The 16838-nt window shown below is 36.3% G+C and carries 16 protein-coding genes; 10 read left to right on the plus strand and 6 right to left on the minus strand.

Annotated features, from left to right (window positions below; all coding sequences use genetic code 11):
- Window positions 1–816: 816 nt before the first annotated feature.
- Window positions 817–1398, minus strand: coding sequence for a YqgE/AlgH family protein (locus tag ACN0U3_RS12905; RefSeq protein ID WP_299201418.1), 582 nt, complete (start codon window positions 1396–1398; stop codon window positions 817–819).
- A gap of 163 nt (window positions 1399–1561) precedes the next feature.
- Here ACN0U3_RS12905 and ACN0U3_RS12910 point away from each other — a divergent pair, with 163 nt between their 5' ends.
- The gene (locus ACN0U3_RS12910) at window positions 1562–1969 is read left to right on the plus strand and encodes a PH domain-containing protein (protein ID WP_417266540.1); all 408 of its coding nucleotides are present in this window, start codon (window positions 1562–1564) and stop codon (window positions 1967–1969) included.
- Here ACN0U3_RS12910 and ACN0U3_RS12915 read toward each other — a convergent pair.
- Window positions 1964–4510 (minus strand): putative LPS assembly protein LptD, encoded by a 2547-nt coding sequence (locus ACN0U3_RS12915; RefSeq protein ID WP_417266541.1) that lies wholly within the window; start codon window positions 4508–4510, stop codon window positions 1964–1966. The two genes, ACN0U3_RS12910 and ACN0U3_RS12915, sit on opposite strands and share 6 nt — an antisense overlap.
- 67 nt (window positions 4511–4577) lie before the next feature.
- Here ACN0U3_RS12915 and ACN0U3_RS12920 point away from each other — a divergent pair, with 67 nt between their 5' ends.
- The 5 genes from ACN0U3_RS12920 (at window position 4578) to ACN0U3_RS12940 (ending at window position 9495) form a co-directional block, all read left to right on the plus strand.
- Window positions 4578–5726: an N-acetylmuramoyl-L-alanine amidase family protein gene (locus ACN0U3_RS12920; RefSeq protein WP_417266542.1), complete on the plus strand. Its 1149-nt coding sequence runs from the start codon at window positions 4578–4580 to the stop codon at window positions 5724–5726.
- A gap of 64 nt (window positions 5727–5790) precedes the next feature.
- Complete coding sequence (locus ACN0U3_RS12925) at window positions 5791–6831, plus strand: MlaD family protein (protein ID WP_417266543.1); 1041 nt, start codon at window positions 5791–5793, stop codon at window positions 6829–6831.
- Window positions 6832–6848: 17 nt separating this feature from the next.
- The gene (locus ACN0U3_RS12930; protein ID WP_417266544.1) at window positions 6849–8183 is read left to right on the plus strand and encodes a 4Fe-4S dicluster domain-containing protein; all 1335 of its coding nucleotides are present in this window, start codon (window positions 6849–6851) and stop codon (window positions 8181–8183) included.
- 30 nt (window positions 8184–8213) lie between these two features.
- Window positions 8214–9008 (plus strand): (Fe-S)-binding protein, encoded by a 795-nt coding sequence (locus ACN0U3_RS12935; RefSeq protein WP_417266545.1) that lies wholly within the window; start codon window positions 8214–8216, stop codon window positions 9006–9008.
- A 10-nt stretch (window positions 9009–9018) separates the two neighbouring features.
- Window positions 9019–9495 carry a hypothetical protein gene (locus tag ACN0U3_RS12940; RefSeq protein ID WP_417266546.1) on the plus strand — a complete coding sequence of 159 codons (477 nt, stop codon included), beginning with the start codon at window positions 9019–9021 and terminating at the stop codon, window positions 9493–9495.
- 298 nt (window positions 9496–9793) lie between these two features.
- Here ACN0U3_RS12940 and ACN0U3_RS12945 read toward each other — a convergent pair whose 3' ends face one another.
- Window positions 9794–10969 (minus strand): acetyl-CoA C-acyltransferase, encoded by a 1176-nt coding sequence (locus ACN0U3_RS12945; RefSeq protein WP_417266547.1) that lies wholly within the window; start codon window positions 10967–10969, stop codon window positions 9794–9796.
- A 177-nt stretch (window positions 10970–11146) separates the two neighbouring features.
- Here ACN0U3_RS12945 and ACN0U3_RS12950 point away from each other — a divergent pair, with 177 nt between their 5' ends.
- The 3 genes from ACN0U3_RS12950 to ACN0U3_RS12960 all read left to right on the plus strand — a co-directional run bounded on the left by ACN0U3_RS12950 (window position 11147) and on the right by ACN0U3_RS12960 (window position 14024).
- Complete coding sequence (locus ACN0U3_RS12950; RefSeq protein WP_417266548.1) at window positions 11147–12100, plus strand: DUF3078 domain-containing protein; 954 nt, start codon at window positions 11147–11149, stop codon at window positions 12098–12100.
- Window positions 12101–12270: 170 nt separating this feature from the next.
- Complete coding sequence (aroA, locus tag ACN0U3_RS12955) at window positions 12271–13533, plus strand: 3-phosphoshikimate 1-carboxyvinyltransferase (RefSeq protein ID WP_417266549.1); 1263 nt, start codon at window positions 12271–12273, stop codon at window positions 13531–13533.
- A gap of 38 nt (window positions 13534–13571) precedes the next feature.
- Window positions 13572–14024: a 3-oxoacyl-ACP synthase gene (locus ACN0U3_RS12960; RefSeq protein ID WP_417266550.1), complete on the plus strand. Its 453-nt coding sequence runs from the start codon at window positions 13572–13574 to the stop codon at window positions 14022–14024.
- Window positions 14025–14217: 193 nt separating this feature from the next.
- Here ACN0U3_RS12960 and ACN0U3_RS12965 read toward each other — a convergent pair whose 3' ends face one another.
- Both ACN0U3_RS12965 and ACN0U3_RS12970 read right to left on the minus strand, forming a co-directional pair.
- A complete protein-coding gene (locus ACN0U3_RS12965; protein WP_299201454.1) occupies window positions 14218–14802 on the minus strand; it encodes a 5-formyltetrahydrofolate cyclo-ligase in 585 nt (194 codons plus the stop codon).
- Window positions 14802–15101, minus strand: a complete 300-nt coding sequence (locus ACN0U3_RS12970; RefSeq protein WP_299201457.1) for a YbaB/EbfC family nucleoid-associated protein — start codon at window positions 15099–15101, stop codon at window positions 14802–14804. The genes ACN0U3_RS12965 and ACN0U3_RS12970 overlap by 1 nt, the downstream gene beginning before the upstream one ends.
- Window positions 15102–15322: 221 nt before the next feature.
- Here ACN0U3_RS12970 and ACN0U3_RS12975 point away from each other — a divergent pair, with 221 nt between their 5' ends.
- Entirely contained in the window at window positions 15323–15496 is a 174-nt protein-coding gene (locus ACN0U3_RS12975; protein ID WP_299201460.1) for a hypothetical protein, read from the plus strand.
- A gap of 347 nt (window positions 15497–15843) precedes the next feature.
- Here ACN0U3_RS12975 and ACN0U3_RS12980 read toward each other — a convergent pair whose 3' ends face one another.
- Complete coding sequence (locus ACN0U3_RS12980; protein WP_299201463.1) at window positions 15844–16797, minus strand: acetyl-CoA carboxylase carboxyltransferase subunit alpha; 954 nt, start codon at window positions 16795–16797, stop codon at window positions 15844–15846.
- Window positions 16798–16838: the final 41 nt, after the last annotated feature.

Consider the following 16838-nt stretch of genomic DNA (forward strand, 5'->3'; position numbering starts at 1 on the left):
TTTGACTTAGAGGGTTGGGTAGCAAGGCTCGATTTGTTCTGACAATGTTGAGTTGACTTTTGTCATTGATTCATGTTTTAGAATAATGAAAACTTCAAATCAGGTGTAAGGTCTATTGAAAGCTCATGCTTCAGTTCCATTTCAAACCAGATTGTTCTTGATGAGAAATAGTGTTTGACTTAGAGGGTTGGGTAGCAAGGCTCGATTTGTTCTGACAGTGTTGAGTTGACTTTTTTCAATGCTTCTATGTTTTAGAATAATGAAAACTCCAAATCAGGTGTAAGGTCTATTGAAAGCTCATGCTTCAGTTCCATTTCAAACCAGATTGTTCTTGATGAGAAATAGTGTTTGACTTAGAGGGTTGGGTAGCAAGGGACGATTTGTTCTGACAGTGTTGAGTTGACTTTTTTCAATGCTTCTATGTTTTAGAATAATGAAAACTTCAAAGCAGGTGTAAGGTCTATTGAAAGTCCATGCTTCAGTTCCATTTCAAACCAGATTGTTCTTGATGAGAAATAGTGTTTGAATTAGAGGGTTGGGTAGCAAGGCACGATTTGTTCTGACAGTGTTGAGTTGACTTTTTTCAATGATTCATTTTCTTTAATAATGAAAACTTCAAATCAGGTGCAAGGTTTATTGAAAATCCATGCTTCAGTTCCATTTCAAACCAGATTGTTCTTGTTGAGAAATAGTGTTTGAATTAGAGGGTTGGGTAGCAAGGCACGGTTTGTTCTGAAAATGTTGAGTTGACTTTTGTCAATGATTCATTTTCAGAACTAATCGTAACGCCGATAACCAGCCCTCTAACAAACACTATCAGTTGTCGTTGAAATCAATTGGCGCCCTTGAAAGAATATCATACTTTTTCCCCTCTCGTTTCATAAATCTCTGCCAAATATCTGTTACAGAAGTATCCATAATTTCCATTGGGTTGAGCACCGGAGCAACAATCCAGTTATTTCTTGCAATCTCTTCCTCCAGTTGGTTTGGATCCCATCCAGAATAACCTAAAAAGAAACGCACTTGAGAATTGTCTACCGTTCCATCACTAAGCTGTTCGGTTAAAAGGTCGTAATCTCCACCGATATAGATGCCATCATCGACTTCTATAGACCCAGGAAGTCTGTCGCCTAATGTGTGAATAAAGAAAATACTTTCTGTTTGCACTGGTCCACCAATACTGATGTTTGCAGAAATATTCGGAAAGTTTTTTGCCACCTCAGCTAAATTGAGGTCGAGGTAGTTGGTGAGTACAAATCCAAATGTACCTTCACTGTTGTGGTCGCACAAATAAACCACAGAACGCCCAAAATATTCATCCTTTGAGAAGGGGTCTGCGATTAAAACTCTTCCTTTTCGCGGTTTTCTTTTATTTTCAAATGATAGATCAATTGCCATTTTTGAATGCTTTATTTTACGAACGAAATCAATTCAAATGATAACTTTGTCTTTGTAAAACGGAAATATAAGTTAAAATTATACATATTCTTAAATGATTTCACTTGTTTTATGTCGTGATTTTGTTTAAATGTTGATTTATAATTAAATAAGAACTTTTGTTATGTATTGTTCAGGGTGTGGTAATCAATTAGAAGGACATGAAAATTTTTGTTCAAACTGTGGACATAAAGTTCATGTTAGTGATGGTGTTCAAAAGATGACATCTGCAACTGAAACACTTAGTTTTTCTTCGAATTTTATTCTTGGTGGAAGTTTGTTGACTCCCGATCGACTATTGATTACAGATAAAGAAATTATCTATAGAAAACGTAACCGTTATCTGATTGGAGTAGATGAGAGCGTAATCCCTTTTAAAAGGATTTCTTCCGTTGAATTAGACCGGAGATTAATCAGTACCAACATTGTTATTTATACAAATGGAAATGAGAAAATCGTTTTAGAAAGTTTTTCTATTGGGAATGCTAAGAAAATTCGAGAAGCAATTGCTGAACGCATCAATCACCTATAAAAACTCAGGTGGTTTTCTTAATTCAAGTTTAGCGCTTTGGAAAAGAGCAGATGTTGCGTTGAAACGAACCAAGAAACTTTGTTGTCCACCCACTGGTGTCCAAAAGAATGAAAGTTGCCAACAGTGCATGTCTCGGGTGAGTGATAATCTTGTTTGTGTTAATTCCATTGCTTTTAAATCGTAACTCGAATTTAAACCGAGTTTCCATCGTTCTGTAAAACTTACGTCTCCAGACAACACAAGGTTTTGATTTTGTCTGTAGCGTTGGTCTGGGTCACTGTTGTTTAGATTCACGAAAAAGGTATGCGTAAGGTTAATTTTCCATGGAATGGCAAAATCAATAACTTCATGTGGATTTAATGCGTAATACTGAAAGTCAGCCCCCCAATGGTCTCCCATTAACTCCTGTGTTTTGTTGATTCTGTCTCTCGATTCTTTTGCAGTAAATGTATAGGTCGTTGAGATGTTTGCGCTCGATATTCTTCCTAGACCTTGTCCGTTTTTGTGGGCATATTGATCGTAGGCAATTCCGTTATTGTCCCATGCGTAAGGAGAAATGCTTGCACGTGAAACGATACTTAAGCCTTTTACTGGCGCAATTCGTAACTGTAAAGCAATGTCTGAAAATTGCATTGAATCTTTGAAAATATCGTAGTTTCCAGAAATGGAAAATGCATCAATAATTCGGGTCTTTGTAAATTCGTCTGCAATGGTGTCATTTCTATTGCGGTGTTTTAACTCAAAGGTGTTATTCAAAGAGTAGCTGATTAAGCCAATGTCTCTTCCAGCATTTTCTCGATATAAACTGTTTTCGAATGGAGAATAATAAACTTCTTCATTGTTTGGACCGAGTATTTCTGTCTTGTAAGAACTGGTGTTGGGCTGAAAGCGCATAGATATTCTTGGAGTCATGACGTGGCGCATTTTCATTCCACTATTTCCAACAAAGCTGTAGTAAGCGTATAGATTGGTAGAAAGCTCTGTTTGAAAGGCAGCATTATGAGACATTCCAAATTCTTGTAAGGTATCGTTGACAATGGTTCCTAAATCAGTGTCATATCGCTTGTCGACAGACTGGAAGTTCATACGGAGATTGTAATTTGCTGTGGTGTTGAGGGTCACGATTTTCTTGAATAATTGCAATGGATAGCTCATGGCGAGTCTGTGCTGTATTCCATTTTGCATCTTGTCTTGAATTAAATCATAGCGTTTGTTGGACAATAAGGTATCAGCAAAGATGGCTTTGTTTCTTGCTTCCATATTGTAGGTGACTCCTATTTTTTCATAGAATTTTTCTCCTCCTATTTTTTCTTTTCTTAGACCTTTAAAAGGAAAGAATCGATTCACGTTAACATTTAGTGTGGGAAGGTCAGCATCTAGGTTTTTCGAAGCTGAGTTTTGCTTTAATGCAGCTTTTAATCCAATAGTTACTGGTTTTCCAGGGAAAGAACGAATGAGGTTGATGTCTGAATTAAAGTTGTTTTGATAGTGACTTTCACTCAAGGGGTCAAGATTCGTTTTACCGCTATTGTCAGATTGAAAGTTTACGCTGGAATTGAATCGCCAAAAAGGATTGGCTTTCACTTCTTGTTGATGTCTCCACTGTACGACAATTTTTTGATTTCGAATAGAGTCAGCAGGGAAAGGTTGGCGAAAAGAGCTGTATCCTAAATTCAAAACGCCTTTGTATTTGTACCTTTTCAAATAATCTGTTTGATTCTTTATTTCAAAGGTTCCACGCGAATATAAACTACCATAAAAAGTGGTTTGAATTTGATCAGATTTTTTAATGGGGAAATAATACCCTAGCTCTTGAAGTCCAAATCCGTATTGAGAAACAGGTACAAACATCGGCGCGATAAAACCACTTTTGGCTTCTTGGTCTTTTGTGGGGATGACACTAAAAGGTAAGCCAAGTGGTGTAGGGATTCCTTTTACCCATAAATTCATTGGTCCTGTGGCAATTCTTTCGTTGGGCACCATAACTGCTTTGGAAAGTTGAAAGTGGAAATGAGGGTCGTCTAATTCGCAGGTAGTAAATTTCCCTTCGGTGAAATGGACTTGTTCGTTTTCATGTCTTTTTGCGACGCCCATTTGCAGGTACATTTCTTCTTGTTGGGTTTTTAATTCCTCAATGTAACCTTTCTCTGTTTCAAAGTTATACCTGATGGTTGCAGCGGTGAATGATTCAGACCCATCTTCGAATTTTGGAATTCCAACACGATTTCCTTCTTCGTCAAGGGTGTAAATACAATAAACCTCTTTTTTTTCGGTGTCTAACTCAATTAAATCAGCAGTCATTTTAATGCCTTCGTATTCAACAATTGCTGAACCGTACATTGAGATTTTGTTGCTGGATAAATTGGCTACAATTGAGTCTGTACAAGAAAAGCTAACCCTTGAGTCCATAGAGTCATCGGTTCTGTAGATACGTTCTTTTTTCTTTACTTCAAGAGAATCTTGAGCATAAAAACTTGGTGTCAACAGAATTATTAACAATCCAACGACGAAAAAATGCGTTATGGAATATTTTTTGCTCAATAGGAACTTGTAAATTTGTTATATATAGTAAACCTTAACGGGTGCAAATCTAAAAAATTACATTGTTGTGTGGTCAAATATATTTAAAACAATAGTATTATTTACTCTAATTGGATGTGTTCATCCCACTTTTGGGCAAGAAAATCTTGATGAGGTATTGTCGAGCGGAATAAAAACTGTTGTGATCGATCCTGGTCATGGTGGAAAAGATCCTGGTTGTCATGGGGGAATTACCAACGAAAAAACAGTGGTTTTGGCCATTGGTTTGAAGCTCGGGGAGTACATTAAAAGTAAGTACCCGGAAATTGAAGTTATTTTTACTCGTGATAGTGATGAGTTTATAGAGTTGGATAGGCGTGCTAAAATCGCCAATGATAATCATGCAGATGTTTTTATTTCAATTCATGCGAATGCAGCAAGTGCTGCTGCTTATGGAACAGAAACTTATGTTTTAGGATTGCACAGAACAGAAAGTCAACAAGAAGTTGCTGAGCGAGAAAACAGCACCATTTTATTTGAAGAGAACAGCGCTGAAAAGTACAAAGATTTCGAATTGTCACCAGATGCAATTATCGCTCGTCAATTACAGTTGAACGTTTTTTTGAATCAGAGTATCAGTTTGGCCTCTAAAATTCAGGCCCAATTTAAAGCCATTAACCGAAGAGATAGAGGAGTGAAGCAAGCCGGATTCTTGGTGCTCTATAAAACCACAATGCCAAGTGTTTTAATCGAAACTGGTTTCTTGACTAATCCAGGAGAAGAAAAATTCTTGAACGACCCAGTGAATCAAATTAAAATGGCCAATACAATTTTTAAAGCATTCCAAGAGTATGTTGCAGAGATTGATGGCGTGAACACACTTGTGGAAAATGGAAAAGGTTACGAAGCTTCAATAGAAGAAATTAAAGCGCAAGAAGGGGAAGAGAATGTTATTCTAAAAGAAGAAGAAAACAAGGTTTATTTTAAGATACAAATAGAGACTTCTCGTGAAAAATTGTCGCTCAACGATAAACGTTTTAAAAATGTGAGTGTTAGTGAATATCAGCAAGATGGGCTCTTTAAATATACCGCAGGACTTTTCGAGAATGACTTTGAAACAGCCGATAAGTATAAGAAAGAAATGAGGGCGCTAGGATTCGAACATGCGTTTGTAGTTGGCTTTATGAATGGAAAAAGAATTCCAATCGCCGAAGCAATAAAATTAGCCAAGAAGTAGAATTTATTGTAGAATCCTATTAGTTTTACTATTTAACTGTTATTTTAGCACAAAATAAGACGCATTGAAAGTATCAAAAGAATTTAAAACAGGTTTAGCGGTAATCTTATCTACGGCACTACTTATTTTCGGGGTGAATTACCTTAAAGGAAATAGTTTTTTTGGTGGAGATGAGATCTATTACGCTTATTTTCCAACTTCAGGAACACTTACTCCATCATCGTCAGTGACATTAAATGGTGTGGAAGTTGGAAAGGTGCTAAATGTTGATTTAGTGAATCCTAACAGTTATACAGATCCCAATAAACGTGTACTTGTCAAGTTTAGTGTTTTTACAGAAGGACTGTCATTGGCAAAAGGGTCAGGAATTAAAATTGTACCTGGTGTTTTGAATACAGGTGTTCAATTACAACAAAATTTTGTTGCAGAACAAGGTTATCATTCTGTTGGAGATACTTTGAATGGTACTGTTAGTCAAGAGATAACAGAACAAATTGAAACACAACTTCTTCCTGTGAAAAGAAAATTGGAAGATTTGATGACTTCAATTGATAATATTGTGAATTCAATTACTGTGTTTTGGGATACTTCAGCAGCGCATACTTTAGATCAAGGATTAAATGAAGTGAAAATCGCAATTTCACGCTTTGGTCGTGTGGCTTATAATCTCGATAATATGATTCTTGACGAAAAAGCTAAACTCGGACGTATCTTTGATAACGTTGAAAATATTACTTACAACTTTAAAGAAACAAATTTAGAAATTCAAAAAGCAGTGGGGAATGTTGTAGATATTACAGATTCTTTAATGACTGTTGACTTTAAAAGTGCAATTTCAGAAGCTACAACAACTTTGCAAAAGTTAAATGGTTTGCTAGAAGATGCCTCCGAAGGGAACGGAACATTAGGTAAGTTGCTAAAAGACGAACAGTTGTATGATGAATTAAACACAACCAATCAAAGACTTCAAAACCTTGTTGATGACATAAAAGTTCATCCAGAAAGGTACATTCACTTCTCTGTCTTCGGAACCAAATCTAAAGGTGTTCCAATTACCAAAGACGAAGAACGTAAGTTGAAAAAAATGTTAGATACAATTCCTTAAACACAAACTATATTTATATGATTTCAATTATAATTTTCGCTGTTTTATTGCTCGTGGGGTTTGGTTACTTCGCTATGAATGTCGGAAAGATCCGAAGCAATATCTTGATGGGTCGTGATGTCGATCGATCAGACAATAAAGGAGAAAGATTAAAAGTGATGACCCTAATCGCTTTAGGACAAAAGAAAATGTTTAAACGTCCAGTTCCCGCAATTCTCCACTTTTGTTTGTATGCTGCTTTTGTCATTACACAAATTGAACTAATTGAAATAATTGCTGATGGATTGTCAGGTGAACATAGATTGTTTAGACCTGCTTTAGGTGGTTTCTATACCTTCATGATTTCATTTATTGAAGTGCTTTCTGTTTTGGCTTTTATTGCAACTTTCATTTTCTTGGCGCGTCGTAACTTGATTAAGGTACCTCGCCTAAACATGAAAGAAATGAAAGGTTGGCCTAAGTTAGATGGTAACTTGATTCTTGTGATGGAACTTATTTTAATCACTTTTATCTTTATGATGAATGGAGCTGATGAAGTGCTTTATGCGAAAGGAGCTTCTCATGCTGAAAACCTCGGTGATGGATCGCTTGGCTTTGCCATTACACAATATGTTGGGCCTGCCTTATTTGGTGGAATGAGTGAATCAACTTTGATGATGATTGAGCGTATTGGTTGGTGGGGACACATTGTTATGGTATTCTCATTCTTGAACTACCTACCGTTCTCTAAACACTTCCACATTATTTTAGCATTCCCAAATACATTCTACTCTAATCTTAAACCAAAAGGTCAGTTAACGAACATGGAGTCTGTAATGAAAGAGGTGAAGATGATGATGGACCCCGATGCGGATCCTTATGCAGCACCTGCAGAACCCGAAGGAGAGATACAGCGTTTTGGAGCAAAGGATGTCGAGGATTTAACATGGAAAAACCTTTTAGATGCATATACTTGTACCGAATGTGGTAGGTGTACTGATAATTGTCCAGCAAATCAAACAGGGAAATTACTTTCTCCACGTAAAATTATGATGGACACGCGTGACCGATTGGATGAAAAAGGTGAAGCAATTCGAAAACATGGAAAAGGTCATGACGATGGAAAGAGTTTATTGAATGATTATATCACGGAAGAAGAGTTATGGGCATGTACATCTTGTAATGCATGTGTTGAAGCTTGCCCTGTAAATATTGACCCGCTTTCAATTATTATGGATATGCGCCGTTATCTTGTAATGGAAGAGTCAAAAGTACCGACTGAATTAGCGGGTATGATTTCTAATATTGAAAACAACGGAGCACCATGGCAATTTAGTCCTGAAGACAGAATTAACTGGAGGGACGAAGCGTAAACGAATAAATTTATTACAAATAAGATATTTATGAGCAATTTGATGAAAGTGCCAACAATGGCTGAAATGACAGCGAACGGAGAAGTTCCTGAAATTCTATTTTGGGTTGGATGTTCTGGTAGCTTTGATGATAGAGCAAAAAAAATAACCAAAGCAATTGTTAAGATCCTTAATAAATGTGAGGTGAAGTTCGCTGTTTTAGGAGCGGAAGAATCATGTACTGGTGACCCAGCAAAACGTGCTGGAAATGAGTTCTTGTTTCAAATGCAAGCCATGCAGAATATCGCTGTGTTGAATGGTTATGAAATCAAGAAAATCGTTACTGGATGTCCGCACTGCTTCAACACTATGAAGAATGAATATCCTGAATTAGGGGGAAACTATGATGTAGTTCACCACACACAGTTGATTCAGTCTTTGATTGCTGATGGAAGACTTCAAGTGAAAGACGGTGATACTTTTAAAGGAAAGCGAATTACTTTCCATGACCCTTGTTATTTAGGTCGTGCAAACAATGTTTACGAAGCTCCAAGAGAAATGCTCCAAAAATTGGATGCAGAGCTAGTGGAAATGAAAAACTGTAAAGCAAAAGGAACATGTTGTGGTGCTGGAGGTGCTCAAATGTTTAAAGAAGCTGAAAAAGGAGATAAGGAAGTAAATGTTAAGCGAACTGAAGAAGCAATGGAGGTTAAACCTAATATTATTGCTACAGGTTGTCCTTTCTGTAATACAATGATGACAGACGGGGTGAAAAATAAAGAACAAGAAGGCAATATTGAAGTGATTGATGTCGCAGAATTAATTGCAACTGCCGCTGATTTATAATATTGATAAAATGGAAACATCTTATAAAGATTTATTTGCAGCTTTTCCCGACCAATCTAAAATTTGGTTGTACCAAAGTGATCGCGCTTTGAACTCTGTGGAAATGAACGAAATTGAACAAAGCATAGTGAGTTTCGTAGAAGGATGGGCAGCGCATGGCAATAAGTTGTGGGCATCTGCAAAAGTATTGAATCCTTATTTTACAGTAATTGCTGTGAATGATGCATTGGTACCGCCTTCAGGGTGTTCAGTTGATGCTTCAGTGCATAGAATGAAAGATCTAGGTGAAGAAATGGGAATCAATTTTTTCGACCGCATGAAAATTACAATCCAAAAGGATGGAGAATTAAAACAAATTCATTTTTCTGAATTAGAGAATCACTGTGAAGCATTGATTTTTGACCCTTTAATTTCTACTTTAGGAGATCTTCGTTCTGCATGGCCAAGACCAATTGAGCAAAGTAGCTTTGCACATATGGTGGGATAAGAAAAGTATTTAAATAAAAAAAAGCAGATCATACGATCTGCTTTTTTGCTTTAAGATATGTGCTGACGATATACAATCGTGTTCGTTGCAAAACCATCGTCCCTCCAAATCGCCAAAAAAAAAGACCATTCTTTTCAGAATAGTCTTTCTCTTAAAGATTTAATATGATATCATGGTTTCTGAATTAAAGAGTTCAATAGCAAGGCGTGTGTATTTTAATAATCCAAGGAGTTGACATTTTTCCATGACAGCTTTTGAAGATTTGCACAACGCAGGTAGTGGACTCTATAATTATCAACTATATATTTTCAATAACCATTGCAGAGGCACCACCACCACCGTTACAAATTCCAGCAGCACCATATTTACCACCGTTTTGTTTCAATACGTTAATCAAGGTTACGATAATTCTAGACCCAGAATTTCCAAGCGGGTGTCCAAGTGCTACAGCACCACCATTAACATCCACTTTTTCAGGGTCAATTCCTAAGATTTTAGTGTTTGCTAATCCAACCACAGAGAATGCTTCATTCAATTCCCAGAAATCAACATCGTCTTTAGAAATCCCTGCTTTATCTAAAGCAATTGGAAGTGCTTTAGCAGGTGCAGTTGTAAACCATTTTGGCTCTTGAGAAGCGTCTGCATACCCAACAATCTTAGCGATTGGTTTCAAACCATGCTTTTCAACTGCTTCCTTAGAAGCTAGAATCAATGCTGAAGCACCATCATTTAATGTTGAAGCGTTTGCTGCTGTAACTGTCCCGTCTTTGCTGAATGCAGGACGTAAAGTAGGAATACGATCCAATTTTACGTTAGTGTATTCTTCATCTTTACTTACGATTACAGGCTCACCTCTTCTTTGTGGAACTTCCACAGGAACGATTTCTTCATCAAATTTCCCTGCCTCCCATGCTTTGGCAGCTTTTTCGTAGGAGTTGATCGCAAACTGATCTTGTTCTTCACGAGAGAATTTATATTCAGTCGCACATGCGTCTGCACATGTTCCCATATGTACTTGATCATAAACGTCGGTTAAACCATCTTTTACCATACCGTCAATCATCTTGATGTCACCAAGCTTTTGACCTGTACGAGCTCCTACATAATGAGGAACACTACTCATGTTCTCCATTCCACCCGCAACAACAATGTGGTTGTCACCTGCTAAAATGGTTTGTGCCGCTAAAGACAAAGATTTCATTCCAGAAGCACATACTTTGTTGATTGTTGTAGCTGGAACTTGGTCTGAAATTCCTGCAAACATCGCGGCTTGACGTGCTGGTGCTTGACCTAAGTTGGCTTGAAGAACGTTACCCATGAATACTTCATCGATATCTTCATTTTTAATATTTGCCTTAGCAACTGCACCTTTAATTGCCGTTGCACCTAATTTTGGAGCTGAAACAGTAGATAATCCACCGAGAAAACTTCCCATTGGAGTACGTACAGCCGAAATAATATAAACTTCTTTCATGATTCTGTAAATTTTCTTTTTGATTGCCACGAAAGTACGAATTTCTTCACTTTTTACCACTATTTTATTCGAATAAGTAGCATAGGATTGTGATTATTAGGTTTTAAAATAAAAAAACATGAAATTTGCACCGATTTTAAAAATAAAACAAAATATAACAACTTAAAGTAGAGCAGTATGAACTTAAAAAAAATTACATTTCTAAGTCTGTTAAACATCTTTATGATTTCTTCTATACAGGCGCAAGAAGAAACAAAATCATCACCGAAAGAACCATCAAATTGGAAATTAGAAAGTATTTTCTCATTGAATGTTACACAATCCTCTTTTACCAATTGGGCATCAGGTGGACGAAATAATATTTCTGGTTTAGGGTTCATTAATGCAAGTGCTGATTACAGTGAAGGAAGATATAAATGGTCCAACCAATTAACCACTGGACTTGGAGGTGTGAAGTATTTCGATGAAGACCTTGAAAAAACAGACGATGTAATTGATTTACAATCTACTTTCTCTTACGGAATGAAAGATCCATGGTTTTTATCTATCCTTGGTGGATTCAGAACGCAATATTTAGATGGATACTCTAACGCAGGAGACTCTGTACGTTCTTCAACTTTTATGGCTCCTGGATATGTGAATATCTCTTTAGGGGTTGAATATATCCCAAATGATAACTTGAAGGTAATGCTTTCACCTTTATCAGGTAAATTAACTTTTGTGAATGACCAAGTTTTGGCCAATGCGGGTGCCTTTGGCGTAGAACCTGCAGAGTACTCAAGTATGGGAGAGTTGATTACGAAAGGTAAAACTTTTCGTGCTGAACTAGGTTCTTATTTGCGTGTAGTTTATAAAAAAGAATTGATGACGAACATCAACATGAGATCAAGAATCGAATTCTTTTCTAACTACATGGAGAATCCCCAAAATATTGATGTTAACGGAGAATTAATCCTTGACTTTAAAATTAATAAATGGTTTTCTGCTAATCTTCAGTTGAATGTGATCTATGATGATGATATTAATATTGAAGATAGAGATGGAAATATCGGACCACGTACACAATTCAAACAAGTTATTGGGTTAGGTATCGCTTATCGTCTAGCTAATTTCGAGGAGAAAAAGAAATAAACCTAATTACATTTTTATCTGAACGTCACGGTGTATTATCGTGACGTTTTGTTTTTTAGCAATTGAGCATTTGAATCAGATTGACTTATTATTCATTAAACTTATGAAGTTTTAAGCAATCATTTACAGGAATTACCGAAATCAAATAACAGTTCATTATCTTCGTCTTCATGAATGAAGTAATTCTATCTCCAAAAAATAAAGTCGCAGGACAAGTTCTATTGCCTTCTTCCAAAAGTTATGCCCAGCGTGCTATCGCTTTGGCTGGATTAAGTCAAACAGAAGTTACCATTCGAAGATTGGTAGAAAGTGATGACTGTATTGCGGCTCAAAATATTATCCGAGAATTAGGCGCTCAATTTGTCAGAAAGGGTGATGATTTGTTGCTGAATAAAGGGATTGACCTAAATACTGCTCAATACTTATCTATTCATTGTGGAGAGTCTGGATTGAGCACTAGACTTTTTAGCGCTTTTTCATTGTTGTATATCCAACCGTTTACAATTCATGGTGAGGGCTCTATAACAGAACGTACGATGGAGATGGTTATTGAAGGGTTAACTGAGTTTGGAAAAAAAGTTGAAAGCAATGAAAATAAATTACCCTTAATCATTTCTGGTAAAAGCCATCAATGTGAAGTCACTATCGATGGAAGTATAAGCTCTCAATTTCTAACCGGTTTGCTTATAGTAGCTCCATTTCTTAAATCAGATACGGTGATTCACGTGAAGTATTTAAAAAGTAAACCTTATATCGCAATGACTTTAGATTTACTGGCGTATTTTGGGTTGGAATGGAGCAATGAAAATTATGAAAAGTTCATTGTGAAAGGAAATCAAAAGGTCAAAAATAACATTGATTATACTGTTGAAGGAGATTGGAGTGCGGCCTCATTTTATGTTGTTGCAGGAGCAATTGGAGGTAAGTTGAGACTGAAAGGATTAGCAAAGGAAACAAGACAGGGAGATGTTGCAATTTTAAATGCAGTGCAACAGGCTGGCGCCAATATTAAATGGGATAACGGTGATTTAATCGTCGAAAAAGACACCTTAAATCCAATACAATTTGACGCTACGGAATGTCCAGATTTGTTTCCACCACTTGTGGTTTTGGCAGCTCATGCAAAAGGAGCTTCTGTTATTGAAGGTGTACAGCGACTAAAACACAAAGAAAGTGATCGTGCCTTAACTTTACAGAAAGAATGTGCTAAGGTGGGAATTCAAATTGAAATTCAAGAAGATAAAATGATTGTACATGGTCGTGGTAGGGTGGAAGTAGACAAAAAAGTAGTTTTTTCTTCACATAATGATCACCGCATTGCAATGGCGATGAGCTTGTTTTCAATTGGAGCGAAAGTCGAAATTAAAATTTCAGACGCAATGGCTGTGAATAAGTCATATCCTGATTTTTATAAAGACTTTTTAACATTATAATTACGTCAATCATTTATTTTATTTAGATATTATAAAGCATGAAGGAATTTAAGAAGCAAGTGATTAAAGCAATGGAAAAGGAGTTGGAGGAGCGTTTGAAAATGGCGACCCAAACCTACAACGTTGCTTTAGAGTCAAGAAATAACGATACAAAAAGCAGCGCTGGAGATAAATATGAAACCAGTCGTGCAATGATGCAACAAGAGATGGATAATGCTGAAATCAGTATTCACCAAGTGAAAGTCTTTCAAAATGAACTTCAAAGATTGCCCCTAGAGGAAAATGTAAATGCTGTAATGTCAGGAAGTTTGGTTGAAACAACTAATGGAGTGTACTTCTTGGGGTTAAGCTTGGGTAAAATTGAGGTGAATAACCAAATTGTTTATGCTATTTCTACAGCATCTCCTTTAGGAAAGCTACTGTTGAATAAAAAAGTAGGAGACGTGATTGACTTAAACAGTAATCAACAAACAATATTGAATGTTTCATAAAACAAAAAGGAGTTCCTCATCACATGAAGAACCCCTTTTAGTTTGCTAAAACTACTTATTTGGAGTATTCATACCTACGGACAAGCCATAATTATGTTTACCTTGTGTCAAATATCTTTAATTATTCCCTTTCTACAAGGGGTCTGACTGTTAAAAAAATGCGCGAATTCTCCCAAATGTTAAAATTTTCATTTTATTTTTTAACATTATCGGCATATTTTGTTTTTATTACCCCTTGAGGTGTTACAATGTAATGCAAAGGAACATCATGAGGATCAATATCTTCAAAATCATCATGTACATCAAACATGGTAAGTCCAATAAAAATAGTGCCCGGAGAACACTGCGCCAAAAAGCGATCGTAAAAACCTTTACCATAGCCCAATCGATTACCATGTTGATCAACCGCCAATAAAGGAACAATTACAATTTGTATGTCTTTCACATTAACATCTTCTCCTGAAACAGGTTCTGGAATGCCATAAGCATTGTCTTGGAATTGCGTATGCTCATCCAATAACTTGTGGCTCATGTTGTTTTTGTCGAAGTTGGAAACAGGGATACAAACCCTATTGTTGCGCTTTAATCGATTAACTAAAGGAATGGTGTCGACTTCTTTCAGTCTATGAATGGGTAAGAAACAATGAATTAATTTGTGATTAAACATCCAGGTCCTTAAGAAGTTATTGGTCACCTGTTGTGAATAATAAATACATTGTTCAGGCGTCAATTCTTTTCTTAGCTCCCTGTAATGATTGCGTATTTCTTCTCTTGTCATTATAGTCCTGGAATTAATCCTTTTGCTGAATTGGCCATTTCTTTTTCGTTGGCAGCATTGGCAGCATCAATTGCTCTGTTCAATGCAACAGTCAATAAATCTTCTAAATCCTCCTTTTCCATTTGGTTCAATTCTGTGTTGATCGAAAGTTTGGTCAGTTTTCGGTTACCATTCATTTCTACAACTACTAAATTTCCACCTGCTTCTCCGTTTACAATTACTGTATCAAGCTTTTGTTTTGACGCTTCAGCTTGTTGTTGCATTTGTTGCAACTTGGCCATCATATCTTTTCCAAACATAATTTCAAATTTTAACCACAAATTTAATGATTGTTAAGGAGAATAAACTCTTTTCGATGTGCATAAAGTCAGTTTTGTCTAAAAAAATCAAAAATAATTCATCAGAAAAGCCCAGTAAATTCAGGGGGTTACAAAAAACTTTAGATTTTTTATGAAAAAAAGTGTGGAATTTGGTAACCTTTTTGCCCTATAGAATAGAACAACAATTAAAACTATAAAACATGAACAAATCAATTAAAAAAATCACTGCTTTTATCGGACTAGGATTAATGTTAGCAAGTTGTGGAGGACATGCGACCTGTGCAGCTTATGGATACATTAAATACGATCAAGAAAAACAAGAAATCCAAAAAGAAATTAACTCAGTTTCTCACGTTGAGAATGAGACAATATAGTTACTGATGGTGATCTACGAGCATAGTAGCCATCACTTCCTGGTCGAAGGACCAATATAAACAACAACAAATAAGAGCCCAGACCGAAATGTCTGGGCTTTTTATTTATCTCAAATTGAGTTAGACTACTCCCGAAAGGCCTCGGGATTAGTTAATCTCGTTTTAGATTCTAACATCAAATGTTCAACTCATTTAATTATAGAATTTTTTCTCAATTGAACCTCTGGTACTTATAGTCCATAATGGTTCAGTGGTACTTTAATGTTGTGCGAAAAAAAAAGAGCTTGTTATCGATTTCAACTGTGAATTGAAAAATAACAAGCTCCTTAAAAGGTTTTTATTTGGGTTTATTTGAATACCCCCATTTCTATAAATTTATTCATTCTTTTTTCACATCTTTCTTCTGGATCGAGTTTAGATAAAAGTGTAATTTGACGTTTAACTTCGCGTTTTACTGTTGCAAACATCTCTTCAGGGTTTCTGTGGGCTCCGTTGATAGGCTCTTTTATTACTCCGTCAACTAACTTCAACCTTTTCATGTCTTCAGAAGTTAATTTCAATGCTTCAGCAGCTTTCTCTTTGTAATCCCATGAACGCCATAAAATAGAAGAACATGATTCTGGTGAAATTACAGAGTACCATGTATTTTCCAACATAATTACTTTGTCTCCAACTCCAATTCCTAAAGCTCCTCCTGAAGCTCCTTCACCAATAATGATACAAATGATAGGAACTTTAATGTTCATCATTTCGTATATGTTACGTGCAATTGCTTCCCCTTGTCCACGTTCTTCAGCCTCCAATCCTGGAAATGCCCCAGGTGTATCAATTAATGTAACAATAGGAATATCGAATTTCTCAGCCAACTTCATTAATCGAAGGGCTTTTCTATACCCCTCTGGATTCGCCATTCCGAAGTTACGGTACTGACGCATTTTGGTGTTTTTTCCTTTCTGTTGACCAATAAACATTACTGTTTTTCCGTCTACAGAACCAAATCCACCCACCATCGCTTTGTCATCGGATACATTCCTGTCACCATGAAGCTCCTGAAAATCCCCTTGTGTAATTCCATCAATATAAGCGAGTGTATATGGACGTTCTGGGTGACGAGATAATTGCACTCGTTGCCATGGAGTTAGATTAGAAAAAATCTCTTTTGTTCTTTCTTCTAGTTTTTCCTCTAAGGCCTTGATTTTATCGGTCATATCCAATTCTGCATCTTGCCCAATCTCCTGAGCTTTAGCTATTTGTTCCTCCAATGCTTTGATTGGTTCTTCGAAATCTAAATATGTTGACATTTTTTTAATATTCTTTTTGAGGTCCGAAAGTTACAAAAAAT

Origin of the sequence: Brumimicrobium sp., assembly GCF_048268645.1 — a bacterium.
Lineage (GTDB): Bacteria > Bacteroidota > Bacteroidia > Flavobacteriales_D > Crocinitomicaceae > Brumimicrobium > Brumimicrobium ulvae.